This window comes from Kosakonia sp. R1.Fl, from assembly GCF_023516815.1.
Taxonomy (GTDB): Bacteria; Pseudomonadota; Gammaproteobacteria; order Enterobacterales; family Enterobacteriaceae; genus Kosakonia.
The window spans coordinates 858,670-872,461 of sequence record NZ_JAMGSQ010000001.1 but is presented as its reverse complement, the minus strand read 5'-3'; the positions used below and the strand labels follow the sequence as shown (position 1 = coordinate 872,461).

At 54.6% G+C, this 13,792-nt stretch carries 12 protein-coding genes; 3 read left to right on the top strand and 9 right to left on the bottom strand.

The window, feature by feature from the left end; translation table 11 throughout:
- Window positions 1-231: 231 nt before the first annotated feature.
- A complete protein-coding gene (gene nfuA / locus M8Q36_RS04185) occupies window positions 232-807 on the bottom strand; it encodes a Fe-S biogenesis protein NfuA (RefSeq protein WP_017459535.1) in 576 nt (191 codons plus the stop codon).
- Window positions 808-865: 58 nt separating this feature from the next.
- On the bottom strand, window positions 866-1,549 hold the full coding sequence (gene gntX / locus M8Q36_RS04180) for a DNA utilization protein GntX (protein ID WP_249880093.1): 684 nt from the start codon (window positions 1,547-1,549) through the stop codon (window positions 866-868).
- 38 nt (window positions 1,550-1,587) lie between these two features.
- Here gntX and bioH point away from each other — a divergent pair, with 38 nt between their 5' ends.
- Complete coding sequence (bioH, locus tag M8Q36_RS04175) at window positions 1,588-2,361, top strand: pimeloyl-ACP methyl ester esterase BioH (RefSeq protein WP_249880092.1); 774 nt, start codon at window positions 1,588-1,590, stop codon at window positions 2,359-2,361.
- Here the strand turns inward: bioH and feoC are convergent.
- From feoC to greB, 5 genes are all read right to left on the bottom strand, one after another.
- Window positions 2,358-2,597: a [Fe-S]-dependent transcriptional repressor FeoC gene (gene feoC / locus M8Q36_RS04170; RefSeq protein WP_249880091.1), complete on the bottom strand. Its 240-nt coding sequence runs from the start codon at window positions 2,595-2,597 to the stop codon at window positions 2,358-2,360. The two genes, bioH and feoC, sit on opposite strands and share 4 nt — an antisense overlap.
- Before the next feature lie 12 nt (window positions 2,598-2,609).
- Window positions 2,610-4,928, bottom strand: a complete 2,319-nt coding sequence (gene feoB, locus M8Q36_RS04165; protein ID WP_020455556.1) for a Fe(2+) transporter permease subunit FeoB — start codon at window positions 4,926-4,928, stop codon at window positions 2,610-2,612.
- A 33-nt stretch (window positions 4,929-4,961) separates the two neighbouring features.
- Window positions 4,962-5,189, bottom strand: a complete 228-nt coding sequence (gene feoA, locus M8Q36_RS04160; protein WP_017459530.1) for a ferrous iron transporter A — start codon at window positions 5,187-5,189, stop codon at window positions 4,962-4,964.
- Window positions 5,190-5,682: 493 nt separating this feature from the next.
- A complete protein-coding gene (locus M8Q36_RS04155; protein ID WP_249880090.1) occupies window positions 5,683-8,022 on the bottom strand; it encodes a Tex family protein in 2,340 nt (779 codons plus the stop codon).
- Window positions 8,023-8,117: 95 nt separating this feature from the next.
- Entirely contained in the window at window positions 8,118-8,591 is a 474-nt protein-coding gene (greB, locus tag M8Q36_RS04150) for a transcription elongation factor GreB (RefSeq protein WP_017459528.1), read from the bottom strand.
- 227 nt (window positions 8,592-8,818) lie between these two features.
- On the opposite strand from greB, the gene ompR reads away from it, so the two are divergent.
- A complete protein-coding gene (ompR, locus tag M8Q36_RS04145) occupies window positions 8,819-9,538 on the top strand; it encodes an osmolarity response regulator transcription factor OmpR (protein WP_001157751.1) in 720 nt (239 codons plus the stop codon).
- Entirely contained in the window at window positions 9,535-10,887 is a 1,353-nt protein-coding gene (envZ, locus tag M8Q36_RS04140) for a two-component system sensor histidine kinase EnvZ (RefSeq protein ID WP_017459527.1), read from the top strand. Before ompR ends, envZ begins: the two co-directional genes overlap by 4 nt.
- Before the next feature lie 45 nt (window positions 10,888-10,932).
- Here envZ and pckA read toward each other — a convergent pair whose 3' ends face one another.
- A complete protein-coding gene (gene pckA / locus M8Q36_RS04135) occupies window positions 10,933-12,552 on the bottom strand; it encodes a phosphoenolpyruvate carboxykinase (ATP) (RefSeq protein WP_249880089.1) in 1,620 nt (539 codons plus the stop codon).
- A gap of 337 nt (window positions 12,553-12,889) precedes the next feature.
- Complete coding sequence (gene hslO, locus M8Q36_RS04130; protein ID WP_045507837.1) at window positions 12,890-13,768, bottom strand: Hsp33 family molecular chaperone HslO; 879 nt, start codon at window positions 13,766-13,768, stop codon at window positions 12,890-12,892.
- Between the last annotated feature and the right edge of the window lie 24 nt (window positions 13,769-13,792).

Genomic DNA, 13,792 nt, shown 5'->3' with positions numbered 1-13,792 from the left:
GATGTTTTTTAAGTTGTCGGTGCTGGCAGGAATGATACGGGTAACATCCACGAAAAGAGAATCACTCTGGCGATCTAAATGTAAGATCTGAGACGTGCGTCATATTAACGCCAGGAAACTAAACAGGTATGAAAAGAGAAATGTGGGCAGGGAGATACGGGTAACACACGGATTAACGTTGTAGACCCGGCAAGCAGAACGCCGCCGGGCAATCTACAGCAGAAAGCAGGCTTAGTAGTAAGAGTGCTCGCCGCGCTGGTGCTCGGTTAAATCGCGCACACCTTTCAGCTCCGGGAACTCGGTCAGCAACTGCTTTTCGATACCCTCTTTCAGCGTTACGTCAACCATGGAGCAACCGTTACAGCCGCCGCCAAACTGCAGAATGGCGTAGCCTTCATCGGTGATCTCCATCAGCGAAACACGGCCGCCGTGGCCGGCTAACTGCGGGTTAATTTGCGACTGCAGCAAATACTCAACGCGTTCCATCAGCGGCGCGTCGTCGGACACTTTACGCATTTTGGCGTTCGGCGCTTTCAGCGTCAGCTGGGAACCCAACTGGTCGGTGACAAAATCGATTTCCGCATCTTCCAGATACGGCGCGCTCAGCTCATCGACATAGGCAATCAGTTGTTCAAATTTCAGCGCGGTGTCGGTGGCTTCAACCGCGTCCGGCGGGCAATAAGAGACGCCACACTCAGCGTTGGGTGTGCCTGGGTTAATCACAAATACGCGGATTTGTGTCCCTTCTTCCTGATTTGCCAGCAGTTTGACAAAGTGCGCTTGGGCAGCGTCGGAAATACGGATCATAGCAATGGCCTAATAGTTGACTATTTTACTTGGTTATAATACGCCCATCATCGAGGGTCTACAAGGTTCGACACAGGCACCAGACCTGAACAGTTGCTGCGCCGCTGCGTAATAGCAGCCGGGTGATTTCCGCAACGGTGCTGCCGGTCGTGACGACATCATCCACCACGACGATATGGAGACCGGCAACGGGCAATTCAAGACGAAAGGCATTTTTCAGGTTCTGCTTGCGCAAACGGGCATTGAGTTGATGCTGCACAGGCGTCGCCCGCACCCGGCGTAGAGCGCCTGAAGAGTATGGGCATTGCAACCAATGCGCCAGCGCCCGGCACAGGAGATCGCTTTGATTAAAGCCTCTGCACCACTGACGACGCGCATGTAGCGGTACGCTGAGGATAATATCCGGCGTCTGCCAGTTTCCGCTGCGGCGGGCGTTTAACACGGCTAACAGCAGCAGACGGGCCAGCGCGCGGGCGATTTCCGGGCGAGGCATAAATTTAAACTGCTGTACCAGCGGGCTAAGCGGTGGTGCATAACGGCTGACGGCAATCAGCCGCTGCCAGGGCGGCGGTTTTTGCAGACAGCGCCCGCAGGCAATGTCGTCGCGAGCGGCGGGTAAACCGCACAAAGGGCAAACTTTTTCGCGCACTTCCATGGCGCGCGTGCAGCCGGAACAGACTCCCCACTGGCTCAGCATTAATGGCATTCGACATAGCCAGCATAAGCCTGGCACTGTTAGCATGTGCCACCTCCTTGTGTGAAAGAAGAGAACGATAGCTGATGAAGAACATCTGGTGGCAAACCAAAGGCGAAGGAAATTGTCATCTTGTGCTGCTGCACGGATGGGGGCTGAATGCGCAGGTCTGGGATTGCATTACACCGGAACTGAGTTCGCAATTTACGCTGCATTTAGTGGATCTGCCGGGCTATGGCAGAAGCGAAGGGTTTGGCGCACTGGCGCTGCAACAAATGGCGGATATCGTGTTATCTCACGCGCCACCAAAGGCGATATGGCTGGGCTGGAGCCTGGGCGGGCTGGTGGCGAGCCAGATTGCGTTGCAATCACCTGAACGCGTCAGTGCGTTGGTTACGGTTGCTTCATCGCCTTGTTTTAGCGCACAGGGCGATTGGGAGGGTATCAAACCTGAGGTGCTGGCCGGTTTTCAACAGCAATTGAGTGAGGATTTTCAGCGTACCGTTGAGCGTTTTCTGGCCTTGCAGACGCTCGGCACCGAAACCGCAAGACAGGATGCGCGCCAGCTTAAAAGCGCGGTGTTGTCGCTTCCGATGCCGCCAACAGAGGTGCTGAACGGCGGACTGGAGATTTTAAAAACGGTGGATTTACGCGAAGTACTGAGTGGACTGACGCTGCCGTTTTTACGTATGTATGGCCGTCTTGACGGACTGGTGCCGCGTAAAATCGTTCCGTTACTGGATGATATGTGGCCGCAGAGCGAGTCGTTGATTTTCCCGAAAGCGGCACATGCGCCGTTTGTTTCCCATCCTGCCGCGTTCTGCGAGGCGTTGCTGGCGCTGAAAGCCAGGCTTGTTTAACGTAGCGCCCACCACTCGCGAGAACAGGCGCTTTTCCCTTCCGGGCACTGCTTGCAGCTACCGGTTAAACAACCGGTAGCCTCTTCCTGAATACGCACGGCTTTACCCATGGCTTCCATGCGAGCGAGTATGGCATCGATCATCGCGCGCGGCGTATGCAGCGCGGCGCTCAATTGCTGAGCCTCCATCCGGCCTTGCAATGCCAACAAATCACGCACTTCAATTAACGACGCCATCGTTGTTGCTCCTTAGTGACAATCGCCCGCCGGGCTGTCACAGCAGCTGGCGACGGTTTTACGCGTTGCCAGCAGGCTGACGTCCACCCGGCTTCTGGCGCGGCGAAGGGCGCTAATTACCACCACGTTAAACAGCAGAACCGCCAGAATACAGGTCAGGCTGTAGACCGGATGCTCGCTGAAGGTCGCCGTCTGGTAAAAGAGCGTGGCGAGCGAGTAGGCGATATTCAGCCCCCACAGCACCGAGAAGCCCATCCAGCCACGGCTGGATTCGCGGGCGATAGCGCCCATTGCGGTGATACACGGTACGTAAAGCAGCACAAAAATCAGGTAGCTGTAAGCGGCTGCCGCACTGCCGAATTTTTCGCTCATTACGCCCATGGTACCGGTCGCCATTTCGCCATCGCCTTTGCTGGCTTCGATTGGGTTAGCCAGTACGCTCAGGCTAAACGTCTCTTTCACGCTTTTCGCCGTATCTTCCAGAGCGGCAATCAGCTCACCCGTCAGGCTGAATTCCGCCGGGTTAAAGGCTTCCTGCTCAATATTTTCCGCGGTGTAAAGTGAGTTCAGCGTACCGACGACCACCTCTTTCGCCATTGCGCCCGTAACAAGACCCACGGTGGCTTGCCAGTGGTCACCATGCACGCCAATCGGCTCCAGCAGCGGGGTAAAGACGCGGCTGACTGAGGCCAGTGCAGATTCATCAATTTTGTGTACGGTACGACCATCCAGCGAGAAGCTGTTCATCGCGCTGAGGAAAATGCTGACGATGATAATCACTTTACCCGCGCGGATGACAAAGCCTTTCAGACGCTGCCAGGTTTGCAGCAACAGGCTTTTCAGATGCGGCACGTGATACACCGGCAGTTCCATCACAAACGGCGATGCTTCGCCGCGAAGCAGCGTATGTTTCAGCACCAGACCAGTAAGAATCGCCATCACGATACCAATCACATACAGCGAGAAGACGGTGAGCGCTCCTTGCTGGCCGAAAAAGGCGGCAGCGAAAACTGCGAAAATGGCCAGACGCGCACCACAGGACATAAACGGCGCCATCATGATGGTTATCAAGCGCTCACGCGGCGCGTCTAATGTACGTGCGCCCATCACTGACGGTACGTTACAGCCGAAACCGACAATCAGCGGTACGAAAGATTTGCCTGGTAGCCCCAGCGACTGCATCAGACGATCCATCACAAACGCGGCGCGCGCCATATAACCGGAGTCCTCAAGAAAGGACATAAACAGGTACATCATGCCGAGCTGCGGCACCAGCGGCAGCACGGTATTCACGCCGCCACCAAGCCCTTGTGCGAGGAATACGGTCAGCCATTCCGGGAAGTGCAGCGTATAACCCAGCCACTGAATACCGTGAATGAAGATCGCGACTGAACCTGCGTCGAAAATCGGCTGGAACGCGCCGCCGATGTTAATCGCGAACAGGAACATCAGATACATGACGAACAAAAAGATCGGCAACCCTAAAAAGCGGTTAATGATGATGCGATCAACCGCGGCGGTGAACTGGCTTGGCTCGGCGGTGAGCGTGTTGCTGACGGTATCGCAAATCGCCGCAATTGACTGATAACGCGCATCAGCAATATGCAACGCAGGGTCGTCCATTTCCGCTCCCAGGCGAGCGAGCGAGGCAGCCAGTTGCTGTTCGTTTACGCCAGAATTGGCGCGGCTGTAGATATCACCTTCCAGCATTTGCAGGCCCATCCAGCGGCGTTGCTGCAATGGCACATCATCGGCCATTTGCTGCGCCAGCGCGTCTGCTTCGCGGGAAAGGGGTTGGGCGTAATGCACCAGTTCTACGTTGTCGTTGTGTTGGTGACGGTCGACAGCCATTTTTAGCGCTTCAATCCCACGACCACGCGTGGAAACCAGCGGGATCACCGGGCAGCCCAGGCGCGCGGCAAGACCATCGATATCAATACGGACTTTCTGTTTTTCCGCGATATCCAGCATGTTGAGGGCGATAATGCACGGCACGCCCAGCTCCAGCAATTGCAGCGTCAGGTAAAGGTTGCGCTCAAGATTGGAGGCATCGACCACGTTGATCACCAGATCGGCGTCACCGCTTAAAATGTAGTGGCAGGCGATTTGCTCATCGAGCGACGTTTGCGCGGAAATGGTGGTGAGCGAATAGGTGCCGGGAAGATCGACCAGCGTCACCTGGTGGTCGGTCGTGTTGAACTGTCCCTCTTTGCGCTCAACGGTTACGCCGGACCAGTTTCCCACCCGCTGACGCGCGCCGGTGAGCTGATTAAATAACGTTGTCTTGCCAGAATTCGGGTTACCAATTAAGCCAATGGTCAATTTTTTCATTTTTACTTAGCACTCTTTGTAACAACTGGCTGATTAACGAGATACCGCTTCCAGTTCGAGGAACGCGAGATCTTTTTTCCGTAACACTAAATTAACGCGGCGGGTTTCAATATGAATAGGGTCACCCAAAGGGGCGACGCGCACCACATTAAAAGAGGAGCCGGGCAACATCCCTAATGACAGGAGTTTCTGTCGCCAGGCCGGACTTATTTCTTGGGAGAAACCGGTAATTTTCCACGCACTGTCTGGAGAGAATTGCATAGAGCCTACTTATTTACGCTGCGAGCCAAGAGTTATCACGCGCCGTCTGGCGCACTGTCCATCATCGAAGGAGTGGAGAAAGAATCTACTGACCCAATGATAATGAGAATAGTTTTTATCATCAATCATAAAAATGCGTTTGCGGGGGGCAGAATTGATAATTTGATTCTCTTTTGACGTAACTCAAAAATTTGTAGGGTTGTGAATTACCAGCGCAAAACGAGAAAATATTACCGCCAGGTTAAAAAGGTAATTTTTATTTTACAAAGTTAATTCGCGTTTAATGTTTGTAATATGCGCCGCGCAAGGAAAATAACGCCGATGCCGATTGCGTAATTAAATACAGGTAGTGATTAGTTAATAATTTTGAATATTAAATAACAGCTGAAATAACGAGTTAATTGCTTTTCGTTCATCATTTGACAGATTTAATCTGGACTTTTTCGAACGTGTTTTCAAAAAATACCCCTCCCGGTGAAGGGAGGGGTAAAGATTAACGTTTTTTACCCATTGCCGCAGCGAGTGCATCCATCATTGCGCTGTTGCCGCCTGGCTGGTTGTCGCGACCGCGTGGCGCTTTCGCCGGACGAGCCGCGTTGCGGTTCGCGTTATCGCGATTGCCCGTGTTGCCGCTTCCTCGACGGGAATTGGTCTCGCCTGGCTGCTCGTCCAGACGCATGGTCAACGCGATTCGTTTGCGCTGTAAATCCACTTCCAGCACTTTGACCTTCACGATATCGCCCGCTTTCACCACGGTATGCGGATCTTCGACGAACTTATCTGCCAGCGATGAGATATGCACCAGGCCGTCCTGATGCACGCCGATATCAACGAAGGCGCCAAAGTTAGTCACGTTGGTTACCGCGCCTTCGAGCACCATGCCCGGTAGCAGGTCATTCATCGTTTCCACGCCTTCGGCAAAGGTCGCGGTTTTAAACTCCGGACGCGGGTCGCGGCCTGGTTTTTCCAGCTCTTTGATAATGTCGGTGACCGTCGGTACACCAAACTGCTCATCGGTAAAATCGCTGGCTTTCAGCTTGCGCAACTCCGCGCTATTGCCCATCAGATCGCGCAGTGACTGCTCAGTTGCCGCCAGAATACGTTCAACCACCGGGTAGGTTTCCGGGTGAACGGTGGAGGCGTCGAGCGGGTTGTCGCCGTGGTTAATTCGCAGGAAGCCCGCACACTGTTCAAAGGCTTTCGGCCCCAGACGGCTCACTTTCAGCAACTGCTGGCGGTTCAGGAACTGACCGTTCTCATCGCGCCAGGCGACAATATTCTGCGCCATCATGCGAGTTAAACCGGCGACGCGCGTCAGTAGCGGCACAGAGGCAGTATTCAGGTCGACGCCAACGGCGTTTACGCAATCCTCCACAACTGCATCCAGTTTGCGCGCCAGTTGCGTCTGGCTGACATCGTGCTGGTACTGGCCGACACCGATAGATTTCGGATCGATTTTCACCAGTTCCGCCAGCGGGTCTTGTAAGCGGCGGGCAATAGAGACCGCACCGCGCAGTGAAACATCCAGATCCGGGAATTCGAGCGCTGCCAGCTCGGAAGCGGAATAAACCGATGCGCCCGCTTCGCTGACAATCACTTTCTGCGCGGTCACGTTCGGGAACTGTTTCTGCACATCGAGGTAGAAGCGTTCTGTTTCGCGCGAGGCGGTGCCGTTACCAATCGCCACCAGTTCAACATTGTGTTTTTCACACAGCGCTGCGACGGCTACCGCCGCTTTTGCCGCTTGCCCGGTATGCGGATAGATCGTGTCGGTGGCGACCAGTTTGCCGGTGGCATCCACCACCGCGACTTTCACACCGGTACGCAAGCCCGGATCAAGACCCATCGTGGCTCGCAGCCCGGCAGGGGCGGCCATCAGCAGATCGTGCAGGTTACGGGCGAAAACATTGATGGCTTCGTCTTCAGCGCGTTCGCGCACCGTGCCCATCAGCTCCGTTTCCAGATGCATCAACACTTTGATACGCCACGTCCAGCTCACCACGCCTTTACGCCAGCTGTCCGCTGGCGCGTTGTTCAGGCGCAGGCCGAGGTGGTCGATAATAATTTGCTCGCAGTGGCTCTCTTTTGGCGGCTCATCAAATTGCGGATCGGCGTTCAGCGCCAGTTGCAGTACGCCTTCGTTACGCCCGCGAAACATCGCCAGCGCGCGGTGCGAAGGGACAGTCGAAATCGGTTCGTGATGATCGAAATAGTCGCGGAATTTGGCACCTTCATCCTCTTTACCGCTTACCACAGTGGAGACGAGATGGGCGTTTTTCCACAAATAGTCACGCACTTTTGCCAGCAGTGCGGCATCTTCCGCGAAGCGTTCCATCAGGATATAGCGCGCGCCATCCAGCGCCGCTTTGCTGTCGGCAACGCCTTTATCGGCATCGACAAACGTTGCGGCCAGCGTTTCCGGATCTTGCGACGGATCATTCCACAGGGAATCTGCCAGCGGTTCCAGCCCGGCTTCAATGGCAATTTGCCCGCGCGTGCGGCGTTTTGGTTTGTACGGCAGGTAGAGATCTTCAAGCTCGGTTTTGCTCAGCGTACCGTTAATGGCTTTTGCCAGCTCATCGCTGAGTTTGCCCTGTTCGCCAATCGATTTCAGAATCGCCTGGCGGCGCTCTTCCAACTCGCGCAGATAACCAAGGCGGGTTTCGAGCTGACGCAATTGCGTGTCGTCCAGACCGCCGGTGACTTCTTTACGATAGCGCGCGATAAACGGCACTGTGTTCCCTTCATCAAGCAGGCGAACGGCGGATTCCACCTGTTCGGTTCGTGCCTGAAGTTCACCCGCAATAATGCGGCAGAGCGAATCATTCATCATGTCATTTCATCTTCTGAACAAAAATCAGGGGATAGTTATACGGACTGGCATCGCAAAATGCCAGCCGCACAAGGCTTCTCGGACGGTTCTGGGGGCTATTTCACGTATTCAATTTGATTGACGTACCAGGTTGCTTCACCGCCGGGCGTTTGCACTACCGCCACGTCGCCTTCCTCTTTCTTGAGCAGGGCGCGCGCCATCGGCGAATCGATAGAGATGTAATCTTTGCGGCCGAAAATTTCGTCATAACCCACAATGCGAAAACGCAGTGTATCGCCGTCGTCGTTTTCGATTTCCACCCAGGCGCCAAAAAAGACTTTGCCTTCCTGCTGAGGGGAGTAATCAACGATTTTGAGATTTTCCAGGCATTTGGTGAGATAGCGTACGCGGCGGTCTATCTCGCGCAGGCGCTTTTTGTTGTACTGATAATCGGCGTTTTCGCTGCGGTCGCCGAGGCTGGCCGCCCAGGTGACTTTTTTGGTGACTTCCGGGCGCTCCTGACGCCAGAGAAAATCGAGTTCCTGCTTCAGTTTTTCATAACCTTCGCGGGTAATCAGGGGCGTTTTCATTCCTGGGCCTTATTTCCGTGACGTTCTTGCCTGCACACACGTTACAAACGCGATAGTGTAAGGTGCAGATTAATCATGCTTTCTGTGATGACATATGCATATAAGCTGCTGTTAAATATGCTTTGTAACAATTTCGACTAGAATGTATACCAGATTTCGCTGGTCGTGAACGCGCACTTTTCTAGAATACGGAAACATTATTGTCGGAACCTTTGGGAGTATAAACAATGCAAGAGAATTATAAGATTCTGGTCGTGGATGACGACATGCGCCTGCGCGCATTGCTTGAGCGTTACCTTACCGAGCAGGGCTTCCAGGTTCGCAGCGTGGCTAACGCTGAGCAGATGGATCGTCTGTTAACCCGTGAATCTTTCCATCTGATGGTGCTGGATCTGATGCTGCCAGGCGAAGATGGCCTCTCTATCTGCCGCCGTTTACGCAGCCAGAGCAACCCGATGCCGATTATTATGGTGACGGCGAAAGGCGAAGAAGTGGACCGCATTGTGGGTCTGGAAATTGGTGCCGACGATTATATTCCCAAACCGTTTAACCCGCGTGAGCTGCTGGCGCGTATTCGCGCTGTGCTGCGCCGCCAGGCGAATGAATTGCCGGGCGCGCCGTCTCAGGAAGAAGCGGTAATTGCGTTTGGTAAGTTCAAGCTGAATCTTGGTACGCGCGAAATGTTCCGCGAAGATGAACCGATGCCGCTGACCAGCGGTGAATTCGCGGTGCTGAAAGCACTGGTCAGCCACCCGCGTGAGCCGCTGTCGCGCGATAAGTTGATGAACCTGGCGCGCGGGCGTGAATACTCGGCGATGGAGCGTTCTATTGACGTGCAGATCTCGCGCTTGCGCCGCATGGTGGAAGAAGATCCGGCACATCCTCGTTATATTCAGACGGTTTGGGGTCTGGGCTACGTATTTGTGCCGGACGGCTCTAAAGCATGATGCGAGTGCGTTTCTCGCCGCGCAGTTCTTTTGCCCGCACCCTGTTACTTATCGTCACCTTGCTGTTCGCCAGCCTGGTGACGACCTACCTGGTGGTGCTGAACTTCGCCATTCTGCCCAGCCTCCAGCAGTTTAATAAGGTTCTCGCGTACGAAGTGCGTATGTTGATGACCGATAAACTGCAACTGGAGGACGGCACGCAGCTGGTGGTGCCTCCGGCGTTTCGCCGTGAGATTTACCGCGAGCTGGGCATTTCGCTTTATTCCAACGAGGCCGCAGAAGACGCCGGCCTGCGTTGGGCGCAGCATTACGAATTCTTAAGCCAGCAAATGGCGCAGCAGCTTGGCGGCCCGACCGAAGTGCGCGTTGAGGTGAATAAAAGCTCACCGGTGGTGTGGCTGAAAACCTGGCTGTCGCCCAATATCTGGGTGCGCGTACCGCTGACCGAAATTCATCAAGGGGATTTCTCCCCGCTGTTCCGCTACACGCTGGCGATTATGCTGCTGGCGATAGGCGGTGCCTGGTTGTTTATCCGCATTCAGAACCGACCACTTGTTGACCTGGAGCACGCCGCGCTGAAGGTGGGGAAAGGGCATATTCCGCCGCCGCTGCGTGAATATGGCGCGTCGGAAGTGCGCTCGGTTACCCGCGCCTTTAACCAGATGGCCGCCGGGGTGAAGCAGCTTGCCGACGATCGAACGTTATTGATGGCGGGCGTCAGCCACGATCTGCGTACGCCGCTCACGCGTATTCGCTTAGCGACGGAGATGATGGCGGAAGAAGATGGCTATCTCGCTGAATCCATTAATAAAGATATTGAAGAGTGCAACGCGATTATCGAGCAGTTTATCGATTATCTGCGTACCGGGCAGGAAATGCCGATGGAAGTGGCCGAACTGAACGCGGTACTCGGTGAAGTCATCGCGGCGGAAAGTGGTTACGAGCGTGAGATCGATACCGGGTTGAAAGAGAGCGAGATTTTCGTGCGTATGCACCCGCTTTCCATTAAACGTGCGGTTGCCAATATGGTGGTTAACGCGGCGCGCTACGGCAATGGCTGGATCAAAGTTAGCAGCGGTACCGAGCACAATCGCGCCTGGTTCCAGGTCGAAGATGACGGCCCGGGTATCAAACCGGAGCAGCGCGAACATCTGTTCCAGCCGTTTGTCCGCGGTGACAGTGCGCGCAGCACCAGCGGCACTGGCCTCGGGCTGGCGATCGTGCAGCGTATTGTGGATAACCATAACGGCATTCTTGAATTGGGCACCAGCGAGCGGGGCGGGCTCTGTATTCGCGCCTGGCTGCCGATCCCGATTGCCCGACTGAGTGGGCAGAATAAAGAAGCATAAAAAAACCCGCCATCTGGCGGGTTTTGTTTCTCTTGCGTAGCCAAATTACACTTTTGGCCCGGCGCTGACTAACGCGGCGCCGGCAGCGGTATCGGTGTACTTCTCGAAGTTTTCAATAAACAACGTTGCCAGCTGCGCGGCTTTCTCCTGCCACTGCTCCGGGGACGCATAGGTATTGCGCGGGTCAAGAATGCGCGTATCCACGCCGGGCAGCGAGGTCGGGATTGCCAGGTTGAACATCGGCAGGGTAAAGGTTTCCGCATCGTCCAGCGAGCCATTAAGGATCGCGTCGATAATCGCCCGCGTGTCCTTGATAGAGATGCGTTTACCGGTGCCGTTCCAGCCGGTATTGACCAGATACGCCTGCGCGCCGGCGGCCTGCATTCTTTTCACCAGAACTTCTGCATATTGCGTTGGATGCAGCGACAAAAACGCGGCACCAAAACAGGCCGAGAAAGTTGGTGTCGGCTCGGTTACGCCGCGTTCGGTTCCGGCAAGTTTAGCGGTAAAACCGGAAAGGAAGTGGTACTGCGTCTGGCTGGCGGTCAGGCGTGAAACCGGCGGCAGCACGCCGAACGCATCTGCCGTCAGGAAGATAACTTTCGTGGCGTGGCCTGCTTTGGAGACCGGTTTTACGATGTTCTGAATATGGTAAATCGGGTACGACACCCGGGTGTTTTCCGTTTTCGACGCATCATCATAATCAATGCTGCCGTCGGCGCGGACGCTGACATTTTCCAGCAGCGCATCGCGACGGATGGCGTGGAAGATATCCGGTTCAGCCTCTTCCGAAAGCCGAATGGTTTTGGCGTAGCAACCGCCTTCGAAGTTGAAAACGCCGTCATCATCCCAGCCGTGTTCGTCATCGCCAATCAGGCGGCGTTTCGGATCGGTAGAGAGGGTGGTTTTGCCGGTGCCGGAGAGGCCGAAGAACACGGCTACATCGCCTTTTTCACCGACGTTTGCTGAACAGTGCATCGAAGCGATGCCCTGTAACGGCAGCAGGTAGTTCATGATTGAGAACATACCTTTCTTCATCTCGCCGCCGTACCAGGTTCCGCCAATCAACTGGATGCGTTCGGTGAGATTAAAGGCGACAAAGTTTTCCGAGTTGAGACCTTGCTCTTGCCATTGTGGGTTGGTGCATTTCGCGCCATTCATCACGATAAAATCCGGCGTAAAGCTTGCCAGCTCTTCTTCGGTCGGGCGAATGAACATGTTCTTCACAAAGTGCGCCTGCCAGGCCACTTCGGTGATAAAACGCACCGAGAGACGTGTGTCCGGGTTTGCGCCGCAAAAGGCGTCAATAATAAATAGACGCTTGCCGGAAAGCTGCTGGGTGACTAGGCCTTTTAGATGTTGCCAGACCTCAGGCGAGATCGGCTTGTTGTCGTTCTTGCCTTTGCCTTTATCAGACCACCACACGGTATCGCGGGTGGTGTCATCACGCACAATATACTTATCCTTCGGCGAACGGCCGGTAAAAATACCGGTGTCGACGGCGACAGCACCAGAATTCGTCAGCACTCCACGCTCATATCCTTCCAGGTCTGGACGGAGCTCCTCCTGATACAGCGTATCGTAATCGGGGTTGTAGACGACATCCTGAACATCGTTGATACCATAAGCCTTGAGATCCTGCGGGGTTAAGCTCTTAACGCGCATGTCACTGCTCCTTAGCCAATATGTACTGCCTGAAATTGTAGGGTTGTTTTTTACCCGCTTACCGGGACGAGGCTCATAGATTTACCTAACTCGACAAACCCAGACTGACGGAAAACACTGTGATTGTGGTCACGTAACGAGACGGATTATGGCAAAAATAGTCTCATTTATGGGGTAAATGTTTCAAAAATGGCGTAAGACGACATTTTTAACCGCGGCTTTGTGACTGTAATCGCTTTCATGAAAGTAAGTTACGTAACACTTTCATTGGGGATTTTAGCGGAAACGTGACGAGTGATGCAAAAGCGCCGCCCGCAGGCGGCGTAAGGAAGGATGTTTAGTGCACCTGTGGATCGGCAGGGGAGGCGTTGTTGCGGATCTCGGCAATATCCATCGCGTTAAACAGATAGTGGCTGCCGCAATAGTCGCAGTGCATGTCGATTTCGCCTTCTTCCGCGAGGATGCTATCCACTTCTTCGTCCGGCAGCGTCTTCAGCGCACCCGCGCAGCGTTCACGTGAGCAAGTGCATTTGAATTCCACATCTTGCGGATCGTACAGCGTGACTTCTTCTTCGTGATACAAGCGCCACAGCACATCTTCCGCCGCCAGCGTCAGCAACTCTTCCGCTTTGATGGTCTCTGTCAGCACGGCCAGATGCTCAAAATCTTCGGCCTGCGTTTCCTGCGCCGGTAATACCTGCAGCAGCATGCCGCCCGCCGCCGGCTGGCCATCAACCTCGCCGGTGCGGATAAACAAGCGTGTTGGCAATTGCTCTGAACGCATAAAGTAATCTTCCAGGCATGCCGCCAGCGTATCACCTTCAAGACCCACCACGCCCTGATAACGCTCGCCCTCTTCCGGCGTGATGGTGATAACTAAATAACCGTTACCCACCAGCGTTTTCAGATCCGCATTTTCCGGCACATCGCCCTGAACACGTGCCACACCGCGCATTTGCTGGCGATTGTTACCATTAATCACCGCCAGACTCATCGGGCCATCGCCCTGCAACTGCACGGTGATATCTCCGGCAAATTTCAGCGTTGCCGTCAGCAGGCTGGTGGCAACCAGCAACTCGCCGAGCACCGTTTTTACCGGCAGCGGATAGTTGTGGTTTTCAAGGATCTGTTTCCAGGTATGGGAAACGGTCACCAGCTCGCCGCGAACAGCGTAGTTTTCAAAAAGATAGCGGTGTAATTGGTCTTGAATGGCCATGATTATCTCTCTTGCGGGTGAGCG